Source organism: Pseudomonas sp. TE3644, from assembly GCF_056278815.1.
Map to the genome: position 1 here is coordinate 1,044,867 of NZ_JBWBQF010000001.1, position 20,517 is coordinate 1,065,383.

At 64.4% G+C, this 20,517-nt stretch carries 17 protein-coding genes; 9 read left to right on the top strand and 8 right to left on the bottom strand.

Going from position 1 to position 20,517, the window contains the following annotated elements; genetic code table 11:
• Nucleotides 1-48 precede the first annotated feature (48 nt).
• The 4 genes from ACZ9GA_RS04780 to ACZ9GA_RS04795 all read right to left on the bottom strand — a co-directional run bounded on the left by ACZ9GA_RS04780 (nt 49) and on the right by ACZ9GA_RS04795 (nt 4,312).
• Nucleotides 49-2,109, bottom strand: a complete 2,061-nt coding sequence (locus tag ACZ9GA_RS04780) for a TonB-dependent siderophore receptor (RefSeq protein ID WP_457363576.1) — start codon at nt 2,107-2,109, stop codon at nt 49-51.
• Between the two features lie 447 nt (nt 2,110-2,556).
• Nucleotides 2,557-3,219, bottom strand: a complete 663-nt coding sequence (locus ACZ9GA_RS04785; protein ID WP_457356828.1) for a DUF799 domain-containing protein — start codon at nt 3,217-3,219, stop codon at nt 2,557-2,559.
• On the bottom strand, nt 3,216-3,587 hold the full coding sequence (locus tag ACZ9GA_RS04790; protein ID WP_457356827.1) for a DUF4810 domain-containing protein: 372 nt from the start codon (nt 3,585-3,587) through the stop codon (nt 3,216-3,218). The genes ACZ9GA_RS04785 and ACZ9GA_RS04790 overlap by 4 nt, the downstream gene beginning before the upstream one ends.
• Before the next feature lie 38 nt (nt 3,588-3,625).
• A complete protein-coding gene (locus ACZ9GA_RS04795; RefSeq protein ID WP_457356826.1) occupies nt 3,626-4,312 on the bottom strand; it encodes a CsgG/HfaB family protein in 687 nt (228 codons plus the stop codon).
• Between the two features lie 298 nt (nt 4,313-4,610).
• Here ACZ9GA_RS04795 and ACZ9GA_RS04800 point away from each other — a divergent pair, with 298 nt between their 5' ends.
• A complete protein-coding gene (locus ACZ9GA_RS04800; RefSeq protein WP_457356825.1) occupies nt 4,611-5,474 on the top strand; it encodes a DUF2242 domain-containing protein in 864 nt (287 codons plus the stop codon).
• Between the two features lie 741 nt (nt 5,475-6,215).
• On the opposite strand, the gene ACZ9GA_RS04805 is transcribed toward ACZ9GA_RS04800, so the two are convergent.
• Nucleotides 6,216-7,256, bottom strand: a complete 1,041-nt coding sequence (locus ACZ9GA_RS04805; RefSeq protein ID WP_457356824.1) for an AraC family transcriptional regulator — start codon at nt 7,254-7,256, stop codon at nt 6,216-6,218.
• 4 nt (nt 7,257-7,260) lie between these two features.
• Complete coding sequence (locus ACZ9GA_RS04810) at nt 7,261-8,370, bottom strand: nitrilase-related carbon-nitrogen hydrolase (RefSeq protein WP_457356823.1); 1,110 nt, start codon at nt 8,368-8,370, stop codon at nt 7,261-7,263.
• A gap of 198 nt (nt 8,371-8,568) precedes the next feature.
• On the opposite strand from ACZ9GA_RS04810, the gene ACZ9GA_RS04815 reads away from it, so the two are divergent.
• Nucleotides 8,569-10,605, top strand: a complete 2,037-nt coding sequence (locus ACZ9GA_RS04815; protein WP_457356822.1) for an FAD-dependent oxidoreductase — start codon at nt 8,569-8,571, stop codon at nt 10,603-10,605.
• 44 nt (nt 10,606-10,649) lie between these two features.
• Nucleotides 10,650-11,537: a 1-aminocyclopropane-1-carboxylate deaminase/D-cysteine desulfhydrase gene (locus ACZ9GA_RS04820; protein ID WP_457356821.1), complete on the top strand. Its 888-nt coding sequence runs from the start codon at nt 10,650-10,652 to the stop codon at nt 11,535-11,537.
• 101 nt (nt 11,538-11,638) lie between these two features.
• Here ACZ9GA_RS04820 and ACZ9GA_RS04825 read toward each other — a convergent pair whose 3' ends face one another.
• Nucleotides 11,639-12,190: a cytochrome b gene (locus tag ACZ9GA_RS04825; RefSeq protein ID WP_457356820.1), complete on the bottom strand. Its 552-nt coding sequence runs from the start codon at nt 12,188-12,190 to the stop codon at nt 11,639-11,641.
• 39 nt (nt 12,191-12,229) lie between these two features.
• On the bottom strand, nt 12,230-13,183 hold the full coding sequence (locus ACZ9GA_RS04830) for a DUF1853 family protein (RefSeq protein ID WP_457356819.1): 954 nt from the start codon (nt 13,181-13,183) through the stop codon (nt 12,230-12,232).
• Nucleotides 13,184-13,576: 393 nt separating this feature from the next.
• Between ACZ9GA_RS04830 and ACZ9GA_RS04835 the strand changes: the two genes are divergently transcribed.
• From ACZ9GA_RS04835 to pepN, 6 genes are read left to right on the top strand one after another with little or no spacing between them, the layout of a single operon-like run.
• Nucleotides 13,577-14,467 (top strand): NAD(+) kinase, encoded by an 891-nt coding sequence (locus ACZ9GA_RS04835; protein WP_027981607.1) that lies wholly within the window; start codon nt 13,577-13,579, stop codon nt 14,465-14,467.
• Nucleotides 14,464-15,438, top strand: a complete 975-nt coding sequence (locus ACZ9GA_RS04840; RefSeq protein WP_457363575.1) for a metallophosphoesterase — start codon at nt 14,464-14,466, stop codon at nt 15,436-15,438. Before ACZ9GA_RS04835 ends, ACZ9GA_RS04840 begins: the two co-directional genes overlap by 4 nt.
• A complete protein-coding gene (locus tag ACZ9GA_RS04845; RefSeq protein WP_457356818.1) occupies nt 15,435-16,304 on the top strand; it encodes a rhomboid family intramembrane serine protease in 870 nt (289 codons plus the stop codon). The genes ACZ9GA_RS04840 and ACZ9GA_RS04845 overlap by 4 nt, the downstream gene beginning before the upstream one ends.
• Nucleotides 16,305-16,318: 14 nt before the next feature.
• Nucleotides 16,319-16,579: a YeaC family protein gene (locus ACZ9GA_RS04850; RefSeq protein WP_008371636.1), complete on the top strand. Its 261-nt coding sequence runs from the start codon at nt 16,319-16,321 to the stop codon at nt 16,577-16,579.
• A complete protein-coding gene (locus ACZ9GA_RS04855) occupies nt 16,576-17,406 on the top strand; it encodes a DUF2797 domain-containing protein (protein WP_457356817.1) in 831 nt (276 codons plus the stop codon). Before ACZ9GA_RS04850 ends, ACZ9GA_RS04855 begins: the two co-directional genes overlap by 4 nt.
• A 12-nt stretch (nt 17,407-17,418) precedes the next feature.
• Nucleotides 17,419-20,076, top strand: coding sequence for an aminopeptidase N (gene pepN, locus ACZ9GA_RS04860; RefSeq protein WP_457356816.1), 2,658 nt, complete (start codon nt 17,419-17,421; stop codon nt 20,074-20,076).
• The last annotated feature ends 441 nt before the right edge of the window (nt 20,077-20,517 follow it).

Genomic DNA, 20,517 nt, shown 5'->3' on the forward strand with positions numbered 1-20,517 from the left:
CAACAGGGCAATTGTTGCCCTGTTGTTGGGGGGGGGGAGGGATGGGGGTCAGTATTTCCAGCTGACGGAGGCGGTGAGGTTGCGCGGGGCGCCGTAGTTGCTGGCGGTGCCGCTGTACAGCGACATGAGGTACTTACGGTCCGTGACGTTGTTGAGATTCAGCGACGTAGTCCAGTGGCTGTCGATGTCGTAGCTGGCCATCAGGTCCACCAGTGCATAGGCGTTCTGACGGATAAAGCTGGACGTATCATTCTGCACCGCGCTTTGCCAGCTGACGCGGGTACCCACTCGTGCCTGGGGCATGCCGGGCAGACGATAGCTGGCCATGCCGTGGAAGCTGTGGGTAGGCACATATTTGCGTGCCGAATCGCCGTCTTCATCCTCGATGTGCACGTAAGTATAGCCACCCATCAAGTCGAGGCCTGGCAGGGCCTCACCAGAGGCCTCGAGCTCTACACCGTGGCTTTTGTAGTTGGCCGTACCGTAGAGATATTGATTGCCGTCGAAGGTGTAGTCGTTCAGGTTGACTGCATTATCTTGCTTGGTCTTGAACACTGCCGCCTGCAGCTTCAAGCGATCATCCATTACCGAGCCTTTCAAGCCGGCTTCCATGCTCTTGCCTTCAAGCGGTGCCAGTATTTTTCCGTCCTGGCCGACATAGCCATATTGCGGGTTGAAAATCTTGGTCCAGCTGGCGTAGACGCTCCATTGCGGATTCAGATCGTACACCAGGCCGGTGTAAGGGGTGACCTTGCCATGGATGCGCTGGTAGTGATCGGAGCCGTAGCTGTCGCCCGAGCCATCAGCGCTCATCATGCGGGCACCAGCGATCCAATGAAGGTCATCCATCAGGCTGAAGCGCGTGGCCGCAAAAATACTCTTCTGTGTGTCAGTGAAGTTCTGCGTGTCGTAGTCACCCGTGTAGATGAATGACGGCTCAGGCATGTTGCCTGCCAATAGTTGAGAGTAGGACGTTGGGAAACTACCGCTGAGATCAACGGCGTCGTACTCACGCGCCAATTGATGAGTGCGTCCGTAGTTCACGCCCAGGGTCAGTTGGTGTTCACGGCCAAAGAGGCTGAATGGCCCGGACACTTTGGCTTCGCCAATCATTTCATGAGCTTTGCTGCTGGTTTGCCCAGCGTAGACGTCGGCGGTATCGCCGGTCACATCGCCCACGTAGAGCATGCTGGTGTTCTGGTACTCGGTGATTCCGGTTGCGGTCACCGTGCCGTTCCAGCCGTTGCCGAAATCATGCTTCAGTTCGGCAAATGCGCGCTGTGTATGCATGTTCCAGTAAGTCCACGGTTGACCGACACTGGTGCTGCGGCTGCTGTAGTGAATCAGCTGATTGTTGCTGTCCACCAGTGGCAGGTTCCCCCAGCTGCTGCCATTGGAGTCGCTGTTGTGCTGCGAGAAGCCCACAGTCAATGTGTCGGCATCCGATAGATCAAACGCGAGGAGCCCTGCGGCAACGTTACGCTCGTGACTGTACCGGTCCAGGTAGGAGTTGCCTTTGTCATGGCTGTAGATGAAGCGCCCGCGCACGTTGCCAGTCGGCGTCAACGGCCCCGACACATCCACGTCTACGCGGCGCTCATCCCACGAGCCGACACTGGTATTGATCTGCGCCTGGAAGGTGTCGGTCGGGCGCTTGCGCACGAAGTTGACCGTGGCCGACGGATTGCCGGTGCCGCTCATGAGGCCGTTGGCGCCGTGCAGCACGTCGACCTGCTCGAACTCGGCCATGTCCTGATCGCCGATCAGGATGGTCTGGGCGAACGGCATCCCCATGCCGTCGTATTCGAACGTGCCGATGTCGAAGCCGCGCGAAGTGAACTCCGTTCGGTCGGTCTCCGACTGCTCGACCGTCACCGATGGCGCCGAACGCAGAGCGTCCTTGATGCCATTGATTTTGTAGTCGTCCATCTGTTGGCGTGTGATCGTCGTGATCGCCTGCGGCGTTTCCTTGTCCGTGGTGCCCAGCTTGGTGGTGCTGGAGGCCGGCTGGGCCTGATAACCCACGCTCGGCCCGTCGACCGTCAGGCTGCTGTCCTGGATCTGCGTAGAGGGCAGGGTAACTTCATCCGCAGCATGGGCAATCGGCATGGCACTGCAGGCACCAGCAAGCAACAGGCTGGCAGGGAGGCGACGATTCAAGGGAGTGCTTCCTGGGGGTGAGTGTTGGCTTTTAGTAAGTGTTAGTAATGGTGTTAATGAGAACCATAATCAGATGCTACCAGCGTTTTGACGTTTTTTTCACATGATTTCAAGTATCGAAAACGATACGTTTCCAGGAATGTGCTGGGCGCGGGAACAGGTATGCAGCCGGCGCAAGGAAGGCGAAAACCCTATGCAAGAGGCGCTGCTTTCAGGGAGGAAGTGAGGGTGAAGCGGGAAGGGGGGATATGTCAGAAATGACGTAGCAGCAACTGTCCTGGAATGGCGTCGTCTGCATCGCGGCCAAGGCCGGCTCCTACGCCGTCTGTGGTAGGAGCCGGCCTTGGCCGCGATGCAGACGACGCCGGCTACGGGTGTTGCGTGGACGTCAGCCGATCAGTCGGTGCCGTATCTGGGCGAGCGCGGCCCATACAGCAAGGCATTCGGATGCCCCGCCGACAGCAGGCGCGCACTGGTGAGGCCGGCAATCGGGTAGCCCGCATCCGTGCTGCTGTTGATGATCTGCTTCACGGCCGCAGTGATCAACATGCCGATCAGGCCGCCACCATTATTGTTCTGGCCTTCCTCGCTCGACGCACTGGCCGCGCCTGTCCACAGCGTGGTACCGGTCTTGAGGTCGACCAGGCTGGCGGTGGCGGTGACGATGGTGGCACTGCTGAGCACCATGTATTTGGTGCCGTAGTCAGTGACCTTCACGTACAGCGCAGCATCGGCGCCAAAGATCGACCGCAGCTTGGCGGCAGGCACCTGGCTGATCTCGGCAGCATTGTTCAGGCCATTCTGCTTGAACGTCTCATCTACCAGCGCAACCGGCATCACGTAGTAACCGGCCTCGGCGAGTGGGAAGGTTACCTGCGACATCAGGCTGTAGGTGGCCGTCACGTCCGGCGACTCGTTGACTGGTGGCAGCACCAGGATGGAGTGCGGACGGGCAGCCTTGAACGCGGTGTAGTCGAGGTTTTTGCGCGGGCCGGCGCAGCCGCCCAGCAGGGCCAGGGCGAGCAGCGCGGCGGCAGGTTTGAACAGGCGGCGCATCATTGGGTTGCTCCGTGCGTGGCGTTCTTGATCAGGAAGTCCATGTAGGCGCCGGACTCGGGGAACAGGGTTTTTTCCTGCTGGAACTGCTGAATCATCTGATCATTCTTGCCCAGGCTTGAATACAACAGGCCCAACTGAGCGTGATAGCCCGGTGGCGGCGTGCCGTTCTTGGCGCGGATCTTTTCCAGGTCGGCTTCCAGGGCCTGGGCCTGCTGCTCCTTGGACTCGCCCTTGAAGTACTGGTGCACTTGGCCCTGATAGCCTTCCCACTGGTAGAGGGTCTTGGGTTGCTGCGCACAGCCACCCAGCACCAGGCCTGCGAGAAGGGTGATGGCCAGCCCGAGGCGTGGCGTGAAAGTCTTGCCCATGACGAATGTCGCTCCCTGTCATCTGGTTCCGAGAAAAATTAGCGGCGCGAAGGCTGCCAGCTGCCGTTGTCCACGGCTTCTACCAGGCGGTTGACCGCTTCGCGCATGGCCAGGTCCAGTACCTTGCCGTTGAGGGTGGAGTCGTAGCTGGCGGTGCCGCCGAAGCCGACCACTTCACGGTTGGACAGCGAGTACTCGCCCGCGCCCTGGGTGGAATACACCACTTCGGAAGTGCTGATGTTGACGATGTTCAGGGCCACCTTGGCGTAGGCGACCTGGGTCTTGCCGCGGCCCAGGATGCCGAAGAATTGCTGGTCGCCGACTTCCTTGCGGCCGAACTCGGTGACGTCGCCGGTCACCACGTAGTCAGCCCCCTTGAGCTTTTGTGCCTGACCCTTGATGGCGGCTTCCTGGGCGATTTCGCCCATGTTGTCGCGGTCCAGCACGTTGAAGCGGTTGGTTTGCTGCAGGTGGGTGATCAGCACGGTCTTGGCCTGGCTGCCAAGGCGGTCGACGCCGTCGGAGAAAATGCCGCGCATGTAGCTGGAGCGGTTATCGAATTTGCCCACGGCGATCGGCGATCGCGGGCCGGCATAGGGGCGGGCGGCGCTTTCGACCTGGGTCACGGCCAGTGCCTTGGAGCTTTCGGTGGTGGCGCAACCGGTGGTCAGGCCGATGGTCAGGGCGGTGAGGCCCAGGCATACGGCTCGGGTAACAGTTTTCAAACACAATCTCCTGATAAAAAATGATCTTCCTGAAGGCAGTACGCGCTGCAATTGCCCCATGCCCGCAGGAAATGGATGCGATGCTGTCCGATGTGTCGGGGGGCTTGTATCGAAGGCGACGCATCCTAGCGTGCTGGCGCCGTGATGTCATGGCTCTTTACACCCGGCCATGCGTCGATTCAGCTTTTATCTGCGCGGCGCTCGTAGTAGGGTTATAGGTTGTCTAAAACTCATTTCATGCGCGTTGTCTCTTCCTTGTGAGGCACAATAGAGGCTGATCGTTTGCCCAGGATTCGCAATGTCTAAGTCACTGAGCTTGAGCGCCCCACGGTTGGGCTGTGCTCTGGCGTTTGCGCTGGTCGCCTTGAGCGGCTGCTCGTCGAAAAAACAGGCCATGTACGAGAACGAAGCGTTCTCCGACTCGAGCACCTTTTCACGCAATTATCCGGTCAGCGATGCCTCGTCCTGCGAGGCCGCGCGTCGTGCCCTGCTGAGCCAGGGCTACATCATCACCAGCAGCGATCCCAAGCAGCTCAGCGGCCACAAGAGCTTCCAGCAGACCGGTGAGACGCACATGGAGATCAGCTTCAACGTCACCTGTGCGGCGGACGGCAACAGCAACCAGACCTCGACCATGTTCGCCAACGCCTTGCAGGACCGTTATGCGCTGAAGAAGGTCAACAACTCCGCCAGCCTGGGCGTGGGGGTGCTGGGTTCGGTGTCGATGCCGATCGGCTCCACCGACGATTCCATGGTCAAGGTGGCCAGCGAGACCGTGACCTCGGCCAAGTTCTATGATCGCTATTTCAGCCTGGTGGACACCTACCTGCCGGCCGAGGCGAAGAAGGCGGCGCACATTGTCGACAAGCCCAAGGCCGACCTGGGCATGCCAGAGCCCAAGGCCGAGGCCAAGCCTGAGGAAAAGCCTGAAGCCAAGGCCGAACCCGCCAAGCCAGCCGAGCCTGCAGCCGCCGTGGCAGCGCCTGCCGTGCCAGCCGTGACCGCTACCCCTGAAGCGGCCAAGACCGAGACCTCGCAACCGGTGGCGCCACCGGCGGAAGCCGCGCCGATCACCCCGGCAGCCACCACCCCGACTGAGACCACTCCGGCGGCCACCACCACCGAGACCACGGCAACCCCAACGGTAACGCCGGCCCCGTAGCCGCTGCCGCCAGGCTGCGCTGGCCGGTGTAAATGGCGTCGTCTGCATCGCGACCAAGGTCGGCTCCTACGCCGTCCGTGGTAGGAGCCGGCCTTGGCCGCGATGCAAACGCCGCCGTCCTGTAGCAGCTGCCGAAGGCGGCGTCTGGCGCACGCGGTGTAACAGTTGTAGCGCAGCGCCTGTGACGCGGCCTGGCGGCCGCTGCAACAGGGAACCGCGTCGCGTGCATCGCGACCAAGGTCGGCTCCTACGCCGTCCGTGGTAGGAGCCGGCCTTGGCCGCGATGCAGGCGCCGCCGTCCTGTAGCAGCTGCCGAAGGCGGCGTCTGGCGCACGCGGTGTAACAGTTGTAGCGCAGCGCCTGTGACGCGGCCTGGCGGCCGCTGCTACAGGGAACCGCGTCGTCTGCATCGCGACCAAGGTCGGCTCCTACGCCGTCCGTGGTAGGAGCCGGCCTTGGCCGCGATGCAGGCGCCGCCGTCCTGTAGCAGCTGCCGAAGGCGGCGTCTGGCGCACGCGGTGTATCAGATGGGCCGCAGCGCCTGTGACGCGGCCTGGCTAAATTGTGTGACTTGCGCCTCGTCCATTCTCTTGACCCCCGTCATTATTCATTCACGGGCAGCGGCTAAGCTGCCCTGAAACCAACGAGAGGAGAACGAGCATGGACGAGTATCAGGAAGAACTGCTGGAATCGCGCGCCGTGGAACTGGACCCGCTGGAAACCGCCGAAGACGCAACCGAGCTATAACCCGCGCACACTCATGCGCCGATAATCCCCCGGTGTTTGCCCCTTCCAGCGCTTGAACGCGCGCGCAAAGGCTTCGGCCGATGCAAACCCCAACAGATAAGCGATTTCGCCGAAGGCCAACTCCGTGTCACGGATGTAGGCCATGGCCAGGTCGCGCCGCGTGTCATTGAGAATGGCGCGGAACTGCGTGCCTTCATCCGCCAGCTTGCGCCGCAGTGTCCAGGTGGGCAGCTTCAGGCGCGCCGCCACTTCCTCCAAGTCCGGTTCCCGCCCGCCGTCCAGCAGCGGCCCCAGCAGTTGGGTGATGCGTTCGCGCAGGCTGCGGGTGCGGGTCAATTGTTCCAGTTCCTGCTCGCACAGGTTGAGCAGGTATTTGTAGGTACTGGGGCAGTGATCGGGGTTGCGCAGGGCCAGGCTGGCCAGGTTCAGGCGCAGCTGGTTCTGCCCGGCGCCGAAGGTCACCGGGCCGCTGCTCAGGGCCTGGTACTGCTCGGCGTAGGGGGGCGTGTCGTATTCCACTTCCATGCGTTCGGCGTACAGCGTCTGCCCGCACAGCGTGCCCAGTTGCTGGAGCCAGCCGCCCAGCACCGAGTCCACCACGAAGCGGTTGTAGGCGTTGTAGGGGCTGATGGAGTAGAAGCGCAGCCAGGCGCCGCGTGTGTCTTCGTGCAGGCTGGGCTGCCCGCGGTAATTGAACTGGTTCAGCGGCGCGAAGCGGATCAGCGTGCGGGCGGCCTCGCGCACCGTCGGTGCCTGCGCGGCCGTGACGCCGGCCAGGCCGGCCTGCGCCATGCGGCACACCCGCGCCATGCACAGGCCCAGCGCAGGGTCGCCGGTGAGCTGGATGGCGGCATGGCCCAGGCGCATGTAACGCGGGATCGACAGGCGCGCGCCAGCCTCACCCAGGCGCACCGGGTCCAGGCCGTATTGCAGCAGCAGCGGGGCAGGGTCCAGGCCGTGGCTGGCCACGGCATCGGCCAGGCTATGGATAAAGCCTACGGACAGATCGCCCAGTCTTACCGGTGCGCTGGGCATGGGCTTACAACCACAGGTTGATCAGCCGCGCACCGCGGCTGTCATCGCTGGCATGGGTTTGACCATCATGGCTGGCAAAGCTCTGGCCGCCGCTGAACTGGTCCCAGAACTGCCCGCGCAGGAACACGCTGACGGTGGCGCGCCGCGCCGGGCTCAACCGGTGCCAGGCTTCGCCTTCGCTGACCTCGCCAGGCTTGAGGCCCAACTGATCGGCATCGCGGCGGTCGGGGTTGCCGCGCCAGGGTTCACGCCACACGTCCTTGCCGTTGAGTGCCGCCGGCACGGCGATCAGCTCGCAGCCCTGGGCTTCGAGCTGGGCGTAGTTGGCCGGGTACCAGCTGTCGCTGCCGATCAGCACGCCCAGCCGCCCGGCCGGCGTGTCCAGCACCTGCAGCGGCGAATCCGGGCTGGCCTGCACATAGCGGCGTTGCACATAATCGGGGTACAGCTGGCGCTGCGGCTGGCCCAGTGGCTTGCCGTCGGCACCGAACACCAGGCTGATGTTGTACAGCCCGCCGTCGCCGGTCACCAGGGCACCCTCGCGCAACTGCGGGTCGGGCAGGATGATGGAGCCCGCCACCAGGGTCACCCCGAACTCCTTGGCCAGCCCGCCGAACACCTGCTGATAATCGCTGGCCATGCTGCGCGCCTTCATGCGCAAACGGGTGTCCTCGGTGTGGTCGTCACTCTTGGCGTCCAGCCAGGCGCGGGCGAACAGCAGCGGGTTGCTGTAGCCCAGCCACTGGTGCGCCTCGGCCAGGCGCGGCGCCTGATACAGCTCGTCCTTCTCGCCACGGGCCCACAGCAGCGTGCCGATGTGCTCGGGCAGCACCACCACGGTACGCGGGCTGATCATGCCCAGCTCGCGCGCCTGGCTCAGGTAGGCGGCCAGCTTGCGGTGCAGGCGTGCCAGGCTCTGGTAATCGGTGGCGAACAGCTCGGGCTGAATGCCCAGCAGGTTGCCGCGCCCGCTGGGCACGCCCTCGTCCACGGCCACCTGGATGCGCAGGTCGGACAGGTAATGCCCGGCGGGGCGGTCCTGGGTCCATAGGCCGTAGGCGGCCAGGGCCACGAGCAGGACGAGGGATGACAGGGTTAACAGCAAACGGGCCATGGGCAGGCGGATCAGCGCGATGAAGAATGAGCCGTCAGGGTAAACGCGCTGTTTGATTGGATCAATAACTTGTCACTTTCGGTCATTGAGACCGGTACACCTTGGCCGTAAATTCACCCACAGATAAACGACGGGGCCCAGCACAGAGTCGCTGAGGCCACCGCATCCCGTGATTTGCCTGTTGATGGAGTGACACCCATGGCCGCCGCTCAATACCCGCACCTGCTCGCCCCGCTGGACCTGGGCTTTACCACCTTGCGCAACCGCAGCCTGATGGGCTCGATGCACACCGGCCTTGAAGAAAAGCCCGGCGGCTTTGCGCGCATGGCCGCCTACTTTGCCGAGCGCGCCCGCGGGGGTGTGGGCCTGATGGTGACCGGCGGCATCGCGCCCAACGAGGAGGGCGGGGTGTATGCCGGCGCCGCCAAGCTGAGCACGATCGAAGAGTCCGACAAGCACCAGGTGGTGACCCAGGCCGTGCACGAGGCGGGCGGCAAGATCTGCCTGCAGATCCTGCACGCGGGCCGGTATGCCTACAGCCCCAAGCAGGTCGCGCCCAGCGCCCTGAAAGCGCCGATCAACCCGTTCACCCCGCATGAGCTGGACGACGCCGGTATCGAGAAGCAGATCAGCGACTTCGTCAATTGCGCGCAACTGGCCCAGCGGGCCGGTTACGACGGCGTCGAGATCATGGGGTCCGAAGGCTACTTCATCAACCAGTTCCTGGCCGCGCAGACCAACCACCGCACCGACCGTTGGGGCGGCAGCTACGACAACCGCATGCGCCTGGCGGTGGACATCGTCAGCCGCGTGCGCGAGGCGGTGGGCCCGCAGTTCATCATCATCTTCCGCCTGTCGATGCTCGACCTGGTGGAAGGCGGCAGCACCTGGGACGAGATCGTCATCCTGGCCAAGGCCATCGAACAGGCTGGCGCCACGCTGATCAACACCGGCATCGGCTGGCACGAGGCGCGCATTCCTACCATTGCCACCAAGGTGCCCCGTGGCGCCTTCAGCAAGGTCACTGCCAAATTGCGCGGTGCGGTGCAGATCCCGCTGATCACCACCAACCGCATCAACACCCCGGAAGTCGCCGAGCAGATACTGGCCGAGGGCGATGCCGACATGGTGTCCATGGCGCGTCCGTTCCTGGCCGACCCCGATTTCGTCAACAAGGCCGCCGAAGGCCGCGCCGACGAAATCAACACCTGCATCGGCTGTAACCAGGCCTGCCTGGACCACACCTTCGGCGGCAAACTGACCAGCTGCCTGGTCAACCCGCGCGCCTGCCACGAGACCGAGCTCAACTACATCCCCACCGCCAAGGTGAAGAAAATCGCCGTGGTGGGCGCCGGCCCTGCTGGCCTGTCCGCCGCCACCGTGGCGGCCGAGCGTGGCCACCAGGTCACCCTGTTCGACGCCGGCAGCGAGATCGGCGGCCAGTTCAACGTGGCCAAGCGCGTGCCGGGCAAGGAAGAGTTCTATGAGACCTTGCGCTACTTCAAGCGCAAGCTGGAAACCACCGGCGTCGACCTGCGCCTCGACACCCGTGTCGACGTGGCGCAACTGGTGGACGGCGGCTTCGACGACATCATCCTGGCCACCGGCATCGCCCCGCGTTTGCCGGCCATCGACGGCATCCAGCATGTCAAGGTCCTGAGCTACCTGGACGTGCTGTTGCAGCGCAAACCGGTAGGCCAGAGTGTGGCGGTTATCGGTGCCGGTGGCATCGGTTTCGATGTCAGCGAATACCTGGTGCATCAGGGCGTGGCCACCAGCCAGGACCGCGCCGCGTTCTGGAAGGAGTGGGGCATCGACACCGCGCTGGAAGCGCGCGGTGGTGTCGCCGGCATCAAGGGCGAGCCCCATGCGCCGGCGCGTCAGGTGTACCTGCTGCAACGCAAGGCCAGCAAGGTCGGTGACGGCCTGGGCAAGACCACCGGCTGGATTCACCGCACGGGCCTGAAGAACAAGGGCGTGCACATGCTCAACAGCGTCGAATACCTGAAGGTCGATGATGCCGGGCTGCATGTGCGCATCGGCGAGGGCGAGCCGCAGGTGCTGGCGGTGGATAACGTGGTGATTTGCGCGGGGCAGGATCCGCTGCGTGAGTTGCAGGAGGGGCTGTTGGCAGCGGGGCAGGCGGTGCATTTGATCGGTGGTGCCGATGTGGCGGCGGAGCTGGATGCCAAGCGGGCGATCAATCAGGGGTCGCGGCTGGCTGCGCAGCTGTAAGGCGGTAAACTGGCGGGCCCTGTGGCTTGGCCAGTGCTGTTGAAATGACCCTTCCCGACTGGGCGCGCCCTGCGACCCTGCAACCCCTGAACCTCGGCTGGCTTGACGCCGCCGGGGTGCAGGTGGCCATCCTGCGCCTGGACCTGATCGACCCGCTGATCAGTGGCAACAAGTGGTTCAAGCTCACTGAACACCTGGAGCAGATGCGCGATCAGGGCCACGCGGGTGTGATCAGCCTGGGCGGGGCCCATTCCAATCACCTGCACGCCCTGGCGGCGGCCGGCAAGCGTCTGGGGTTCAAGACGGTGGGGTTGCTGCGTGGGCATCCTCAGCAAACCCCCACGGTGACCGACCTGCAGGCGTTCGGCATGGCGTTGTACTGGTTGGGTTATGCCGGTTATCGCGAACGTCATGCTCCCGGGTTCTGGACACCCTGGAACGACCTATACCCGGATCTGCTGGCGGTGCCGGAAGGCGGCGGTGGCGAGGAGGGCGCGCGCGGGTGTCAGGTGTTGCTGCAGCATGTACAGGCGCGATTGCCGGAAATCGGCTGGGATGCTTTTGACGGTTGGTGGCTGGCGGTGGGGACAGGGACTACGTTGGCGGGGTTGGTGCAGGCGGGTGGGCCCATCGCGTACGGGGCGATGGCGGTGCCGCCCGGGCATGGGGTGGTGGAGAATGTCACCGCGCTGGTGGGCGAGGCGGGGGGCTACGAGTTGATCGATGCCAGTCGGGGTGGGTTTGCCAAGGTGGATGCGGATCTGCTGGCGTTCATTGAGGCTGCGGAACAGGAAAGTGGCGTGCCGCTGGAGCCGCTGTACACCGGCAAGGCGCTGCTGGCGTTGCGCGACAACCTGCATCGCTTTGCCCCCGGCAGCCGACTGGTGTTCATCCACACTGGCGGGCTCCAGGGCCGCCGCGGTTTTGAATAACCCCCGTAGCCGCTGCCGAAGGCTGCGCAGGCCCTGTGCCCGCTATAGATTTTCGCTGCCCACGCCGGCCAGCGCAGCCTGGCGGCAGCGGCTACAAGGGGTCAGGCCTGCTTGCGCGGCAGCATGCGCACCAAGGTGTTGTCACGCACCACGTAGTGGTGGAGCACCCCCGCCAACGCATGCAGCCCGATCAGCCAATACCCCCAGGTACCAATCTGCTCATGCCAGTGCTTGATCTGTTTCGCGGCGTCTTCATTCGGGCCGATCAAATGCGGCAACTCGAAGCCCCAGAACGGCACCGGCTTGTCGGCGGCACTCAGGGTCAGCCAGCCCAGCAGCGGCATGGCCACCATCAGGGCGTAGAGCAGGGCGTGCATCAGGTGCGCAAGGCCGGTTTGCCAGGCCGGTGGCTTGGGCACGATTTTCGGCGCGGCGCCGACGATCTTTGCCGCCAGGCGAATCCACACCAGCACGAACACCGTCAGGCCGGTCATGAAGTGCAGTTGCACGATCAGCGCACGGCTGTCGCTACCCTTGGGGAAGTTGCCGCGCAGTTCGATGCAGGCGTACACGATGGCCAGCAGGATCAGCATCAACCAGTGCAAGGCAATGGACAGGCTGCCGTAGCGCGCCTCGGTGTTTTTCCAGGTCATGGGGTTCCTCACGGTCGTTGCTTGGTATTTTTTTTAGGGTCAGGCGTTGCCGGGCACATTGGGCCACAGGTCCGACACCAGGAATAGCCGCTGTGCCTCTTCCCAGGCGCCGTCGCTGGCTTGGACAAGGCGCACCAGCAATTGTGCCGGGGCCAGAGGGTCCAGCGCCTCGATCCATTGCTGCAACTGGTCGGCGGTCCAGGTGTCTGCTTCGCCGTAGCGGGCCGGCGCCAGCCAGGCGTGACGCGGCAGTTGCTGCCAGCGGCCCGGGGCGCTGACGGCGAGGAAGGCCGACCAGTCGCGCTGATGCAGCCAGTGGCCCTTGAGGTGATGCGGGTGGGCGCCGTGAGGCGGCTCGGCGATTCCAGGCCAGGGGTACAACAGGTAACCGCCCAGCCACAGTTGTGCGCTGAAGGCATCGATGTCCAGCGCTGCCAGGGCCTGGCGGCTTTCGGCGCGGGCCGAGATGGGCAATTGGTGGTCGGCCAGGTGCGACAGCTTGCGGTCCAGGCGGTCATGGCTGCCGGGCCCCAGCCAGTGTGCGGGGTCGTGGCCGTCGCCGGCCTGCGGGCCCAGGTACAGCTTGATCGCCAGTTCCAGGTGATGCACGCCGTCGCCGTCGCGCAGCAGAATGTCCAACTCGCCCAGGGTATGGCCTTCGCGGCGAATGGGCAGGTTGGCGGCGATCAATTCGATGCCGGGCGCCTGGCTCAGGGCGAACTGCCACAAACGCTCGTAATAGAGCCCCAGCCGACGAGTGGCAGCGCCACGGGTCAGCCATTCGGCCAGCGGGCTTTGATCCACGTCCAGCGCCCGCAACCAGGCCTCCAGCCGCCAGGGCTGCGCCACCCAGTCGCTGCCGGTCAGCGGGTGGCGCTGCGGCCACGGCGTCTGGGCCAGCATGGGCGGCGCCAGAATCACCCAGGCAAGGTCGCGCACCTGCGGCTGGCGCAGGTCGCGGGGCAGAGCGGCGAGGGTGGGGAACAGGTTCATGGTGCGAGCATAGCCGGTTGGTGGCGGACACGCTGAACTCAAGGCGGCCGCCAAAAGGCTGCAACTGCGGTGTGTCAGGCCATGGCACGTTGCAACCAACGTGGGAGCGGGCTCTGCCCGCGAAGCGCCGCGCGGGCGGCGCACGATCTAAAGACCGCCACACATCTTCTGTGGGACCGGGCGAAGCTCGGGAAGCGGCCAGCCTTATTATCGAGTCGTTCGCTTCCCGAGCTTCGCCCGGTCCCACAGTTTGAATGTGCGTGGTTTGAGAGGGATTAACCCGCTCCCCACCAATCCCTTTTGTCCTCCCCGTTGCTTTCGCCCATAATCGACCCCACGTTTCCCAAGGCGCGACGCCACGTTCGCGCCCGTTGCAGATCCCGCAGGAGCCCCATGGAGCAATTTCGCAATATCGGTATCATCGGCCGCCTCGGCAGTTCCCAGGTGCTTGATACCATTCGCCGCCTGAAAAAATTCCTGCTCGACCGGCACCTGCATGTCATCCTCGAAGACACCATCGCCGAGGTACTGCCCGGCCACGGCCTGCAAACCTCTACCCGCAAGATGCTGGGCGAGGTGTGCGACATGGTCATCGTCGTCGGCGGTGACGGCAGCCTGCTGGGCGCGGCCCGGGCCCTGGCGCGGCACAATGTGCCAGTGCTGGGCATCAACCGCGGCAGCCTGGGCTTTTTGACCGACATCCGCCCCGACGAGCTGGAAGTGAAGGTGGCCGAGGTGCTGGACGGCCACTACCTGGTGGAAAACCGCTTCCTGCTGCAGGCCGAAGTGCGCCGCCATGGCGAGACCATCGGCCAGGGCGATGCCCTCAACGACGTGGTGCTGCACCCCGGCAAGTCCACGCGCATGATCGAGTTCGAGATCTACATCGACGGCCAGTTTGTGTGCAGCCAGAAGGCCGACGGCCTGATCGTGGCCACGCCCACCGGCTCCACCGCCTATGCGCTGTCGGCAGGCGGGCCGATCATGCACCCCAAGCTCGACGCCATCGTCATCGTGCCCATGTACCCGCACACCCTGTCGGGCCGCCCGATCGTGGTGGACGGCAACAGTGAGCTGAAGATCGTCGTGGCCAAGGACATGACCATCTACCCGCAAGTGTCCTGCGACGGCCAGAACCACTTCACCTGCGCCCCCGGCGACACCGTCACGGTCAGCAAGAAGCCGCAGAAACTGCGCCTGATCCACCCGCTGGACCACAACTACTACGAAGTCTGCCGCACCAAACTCGGTTGGGGCAGCCGTCTGGGAGGCACAGGAGACTGATGCTCGATCCCGCACGCAGCTACGATCTTATCGGTGACGTGCACGGTTGCGCTCATACCCTTGAGCACTTGCTCGACACCCTCGGTTACCGCAAACAGGGCGGTACCTGGCGCCATGCCCAGCGCCAGGCGCTGTTCCTGGGCGACATCATTGACCGCGGCCCGCGCATTCGCGAGGCGCTGCACATCGTCCGTGACATGGTCGACGCCGGCCAGGCGCGCTGCATCATGGGCAACCATGAATTCAACGCGCTGGGCTGGAGCACCCCGGCGCCGCCCGGCAGCGGCAAGCAGTTCGTGCGCGAGCACACGCCGCGCCACGCCCGGCTGATCGGCGACACCCTGGCGCAGTTCGAACAGCACCCCGGTGACTGGAAGGACTTTGTGCAGTGGTTCTACGACATGCCGCTGTTCATCGACGCCGGCCGCTTCCGCCTGGTGCACGCCTGCTGGGACCACAGCATGATCGACCTGCTGCGCGGGCAATACCCCGACGGCTGTATCGACGAGCACTTCCTGCAGGCCGCCGCCGTGCCCGGCAGCTTCGCCTGCAACGTCTTCGACCGCCTGCTGCGGGGTACCGACATGCGCCTGCCCGACGGCCTGACCCTGACCGGCGGCGACGGCCTGACCCGCGCCTTCTTCCGCACCAAGTTCTGGGAAGACGACCCGCAAACCTACGGCGACATCGTCTTCCAGCCCGACGCCTTGCCGGAGGAGGTGGCCAGCACGCCGCTGTCCAGCAGCCAGAAAAACAACCTGCTGCGTTACGGCATCGACGAGCCCTTGCTGTTTGTCGGCCACTACTGGCGCAGCGGCCGGCCCTCGGCCATCCGCCCCAACCTGGCCTGCCTGGACTACAGCGCGGTGCTGTACGGCAAGCTGGTGGCCTACCGTCTGGACCAGGAAACACGCATCGACCCGCACAAGTTCGTGTGGGTGGACGTGGACCGTGCGGGGGTACGCCCATGAAGCCCGTGACTGCCATGCGCCTGCCGCTGAGCACCGATTTGAGCGGCTTCGTGCAACTGCTGGCGCGCCTGCAAGTGCCCCACCGGGTCAGCGAAGAGCGCGGCGAGCAGGTGCTGTGGGCCATCGACGAGCAGATGGCCGCCGACATCCGCGAGCTGTACCAGCGCTTTCCCGACGGTGACGCCGACATCGACCTCAGCAGCTACCAGCCCCAACCGCGCCTGTCGCGGCCCAGCCTGGCCGCCCAGGCGCGCGCCTGTCCGGCTACCGCCCTGGTGCTGGTGCTGTGCCTGATCGTCGCCGGTCTTACCTACCTGGGCGACAACCTGGCCACCCTGCACTGGCTGACCTTCCAGGACTTCAGCTTCGACAGTGAAAACCTGTACTTCCTGCCGCTGGGCGCAAGCCTGGACGCCGGGCAGTGGTGGCGGCTGTTCACGCCCATGCTGCTGCACTTCGGCGTGCTGCACCTGGCCATGAACGCCCTGTGGTACTGGGAGCTGGGCAAGCGCATCGAGATTCTGCAAGGCCGCATCAACCTAATCGGCCTGACGCTGCTGTTCAGCCTGGTGTCCAACACCGCGCAGTACTGGTACAGCGGGCCCACGCTGTTCGGCGGGCTGTCGGGCGTGCTGTACGGGCTATTGGGCCACGTGTTCGTGTACCAGTGGCTGGCGCCCAACAACGTCTACCGCATGCCCCGCAGCGTGATGGTGATGATGCTGGTGTGGCTGGTTATCTGCATGACCCCATTGATCAGCATGTTCGGCCAGATCGCCAACGCCGCCCATGTCGGCGGGCTGTTGGTCGGTTGCCTGACAGGCCTCTTGGGTGGCGCCTTCGCGCGCCGTAAACTACGCGCATAAATTCTGGAGACGCCATGACTTCTTTCGCCCACATGATCGAAAACATCACCCCCGAGATCTACGAAAGCCTGAAACTGGCCGTGGAAATCGGCAAATGGTCCGACGGCCGCAAGCTGACCACCGAGCAGAAGGAACTGTCCCTGCAGGCGGTCATCGCCTGGGAAATGCAGAACCTGCCCGAAGACCAGCGCACCGGTTACATGGGCCCGCAGGAATGCGCCTCCAAGTCGGCGCCGGTGGCCAACATTCTGTTCAAGTCGGATGCTGTCCATTGAACGAAATTGGTCGCGGTACCCTGAGCAAAATGGCCACCCGGCTCGACGAGTCGGCGGTGCAGTACAGCTTTCGCCTGGACGATGTCGAGATCCCGGTCAATGACCTGATCGGCAAGCCCCTGCGCCTGGAATACCTGGGCGCCATCCACTGCACCCACTGCGGTCGCAAAACCAAGACCAGCTTCAGCCAGGGCTATTGCTACCCCTGCATGACCAAGCTGGCCCAGTGCGATGTGTGCATCATGAGCCCCGAACGCTGCCACTACGACGCCGGCACCTGCCGCGAGCCGTCCTGGGGCGAGCAGTTCTGCATGACCGACCACGTGGTGTACCTGGCCAACTCGTCGGGCGTCAAAGTGGGCATCACCCGCGCCACCCAACTGCCTACCCGCTGGCTCGACCAGGGCGCCAGCCAGGCCCTGCCGATCGTGCGCGTGGCCACCCGTCAGCAGTCGGGTCTGGTCGAAGACCTGTTCCGCTCGCAAGTAGCCGACCGCACCAACTGGCGCGCGCTGCTCAAGGGCGACGCGGCGCCGGTCGACCTGGCCGAGGTGCGTGACATGCTGTTCGACACCTGCGGCGCCGGTCTGTCCATGCTTCAGGAACGCTTCGGCCTGCAGGCGATCCAACCCTTGCATGACACCCCCGTCCTGGAAATCCGCTACCCGGTCCAGGCCTACCCGGCCAAGATCACCAGCTTCAACCTGGACAAGAACCCGATTGCCGAAGGCACGCTGCTGGGCATCAAGGGCCAGTACCTGATCTTCGACACCGGCGTGATCAATATTCGCAAATACACGGCGTATCAACTCGCCGTGCATCAGTAGAGGGACGTCAGCATGCGCACCGAACAGCCGAAAATGATTTACCTCAAGGACTACCAGGCCCCTGAGTACCTGATCGACGAAACGCACCTGACCTTCGAGCTGCACGATGACCACACCCTGGTCCACGCGCAACTGGTCATGCGCCGCAACCCGGCCCGTGGCGCCGGCCTGCCGCCGCTGGTGCTCGACGGCCAGCAGCTGGAACTGTTGTCGGTCAGCCTGGGTGACGTGGAACTGGGCGCCGCCGACTACCAGGTCGACGACAGCCACCTGACCCTGCACCCCACGGCGGCCAGCTTCACGCTGGACACCAGCGTGCGCATCCACCCCGAGACCAACACGGCGCTGGAAGGCCTGTACAAGTCGGGCAGCATGTTCTGCACCCAGTGCGAGGCCGAGGGCTTCCGCAAGATCACCTACTACCTCGACCGCCCGGACGTGATGAGCAAGTTCACCACCACGGTCAGCGCCGAGCAGCACAGCTACCCGGTGCTGCTGTCCAACGGCAACCCGATTGCCAGCGGCCCCGGTGAAGACGGCCGCCACTGGGCTACCTGGGAAGACCCGTTCATGAAGCCGGCGTACCTGTTCGCGCTGGTGGCCGGTGACCTGTGGTGCGTGGAAGACAAGTTCGAGACCGCCTCCAAGCGCGACGTCACCCTGCGCATCTACGTCGAGCCGGAAAACATCGACAAGTGCCAGCACGCCATGACCAGCCTGAAGAAGTCCATGCGCTGGGACGAAGAGGTGTACGGCCGCGAGTATGACCTGGACATCTTCATGATCGTCGCGGTCAACGACTTCAACATGGGCGCCATGGAGAACAAGGGCCTCAACATCTTCAACTCCAGCGCCGTGCTGGCCCGCGCCGAAACCGCCACCGACGCCGCCCACCAGCGCGTCGAGGCCATCGTCGCCCACGAATACTTCCACAACTGGTCGGGCAACCGCGTCACCTGCCGCGACTGGTTTCAGCTGTCGCTCAAGGAAGGCTTCACGGTGTACCGTGACGCCGGCTTTTCCTCGGACATGAACTCGGCCACGGTCAAGCGCATCCAGGACGTGGCCTACCTGCGTACCCACCAGTTCGCCGAAGACGCCGGCCCCATGGCCCACGCCGTGCGCCCGGACAGCTTCATCGAGATCTCCAACTTCTACACCCTGACCGTGTACGAGAAGGGCGCCGAAGTGGTCGGCATGATCCACACCCTGCTGGGCAACGAAGGCTTCCGCAAGGGCAGCGACCTGTACTTCGAACGCCACGACGGCCAGGCCGTGACCTGCGATGACTTCATCAAGGCCATGGAAGACGCCAATGGCGTCGACCTGACCCAGTTCAAGCGCTGGTACAGCCAGGCTGGGACCCCGCGCGTGCAAGTCAGCGAAAGCTACGATGCCGCCGCCAAGACCTACAGCCTGCACTTCCACCAGACCTGCCCGGCCACCCCGGACAAGGCCGAGAAGCTGCCGTTCGTAATCCCGGTGGCCCTGGGCCTGATCGACGCCCACGGCAACGACCTGCCGCTGCAACTGGCCGGCGAAAGCGTGCCAGTGGGCACCAGCCGCGTGCTGTCGGTGACCGAAGAAGACCAGACCTTCACCTTCCACAACATCGACGCCAAGCCCTTGCCGTCGCTGCTGCGCGGCTTCAGTGCGCCGGTGAAACTGAGCTTCGACTACAACCGCGACCAGCTGATGGTGCTGATGCAGCACGACAGTGACGGCTTCAACCGCTGGGACGCCGGCCAGCGCCTGGCTGTGCAGTGCCTGCAGGAACTGACCGCGCAGTACATGGAAAACAAACCCATGGTGCTCGACCCACGGCTGATCACCGCCCTGGGCACCGTGCTGTCCAACCACAGCCTGGACCAGGCCATGGTCGCCGAAATGCTCTCGCTGCCGAGCGAAGCCTACCTGGCCGAACTCAGCGACCGCGCCGAAGTGGACGCCATCCACGCCGCCCGCGAATTCGCCCGTGCGCAGATCGCCGAACACCTGTACGGCGCCCTGTGGGCCCGCTACCAGGCCAACCGCGCCATCTCGCGTGAGACCGCCTATGTGCCGGAAGCCGAGCACTTCGCCCGCCGTGCGCTGCAGAACATCGCCCTGTCGTACCTGATGCTGACGGCCAAGCCGGAAGTGTTGGAAGCGACCCTGGAGCAGTTCGACGCTTGCGACAACATGACCGAGCGCCTGACCGCGCTGGCCGTGCTGGTCAACTCGCACTTCGACGCCGAGAAAGCCAAGGCCCTGGAAAGCTTCGCCGAGCACTTCAAGGACAACCCGCTGGTCATGGACCAATGGTTCAGCGTCCAGGCCGGCAGCACCCTGCCAGGCGGCCTGGAGCGCGTGAAGGCGCTGATGCAGCACCCGGCGTTCACCTTGAAGAACCCCAACAAGGTGCGTGCCCTGATCGGCGCGTTCGCCCAGCAGAACCTGGTCAACTTCCACAGCGTCGACGGCTCGGGCTACCGCTTCCTGGCCGACCTGGTCATCCAGCTCAACGCCCTCAACCCCCAGATCGCCTCCCGCCAACTGGGCCCGCTGACCCGCTGGCGCAAATACGACCCGCACCGCCAGGCGCTGATGCGCGCCGAGCTGGAGCGGATTCTGGCGTCCGGTGAGTTGAGCAGTGATGTGTATGAAGTGGTGAGCAAGAGCCTGGCGTAAGTCAGACGCTTGCACCCAAAAGCGCCGCCCCTGCCCAGCAGGCGCGGCGCTTTTTTCATGGCTTGCAGAAAATGGCGGCACACAGGACCAGCGTCGAACGCACAAGGCTGGCAACTCGGACCATCAGGCCATGGCACGTTGCAACAAAATGTGGGACCGAGCGAAGCTCGGGAAGCGCCGCGCGGGCGGCGCTCGATTTCATGCACACCACAAAAACACCGACAAGCGCTTCCAAACCACACCACAAACCCGTAGCCGCTGCCGCCAGGCTGAGCTGGCCGGTGTGAACCCTGAGGACATCCAGCGAAGTACAGGGCCAGCGCAGCCTGCGGCAGCGGCTACGGGATTGCGTCATGGCCGCCAGGTGCTAGTCGATGTTTTCTGGCGCCCTCGAGACCGAGCGCCGCCCGCGCGGCGCTTCCCGGCCAGAGGCCGGTCCCA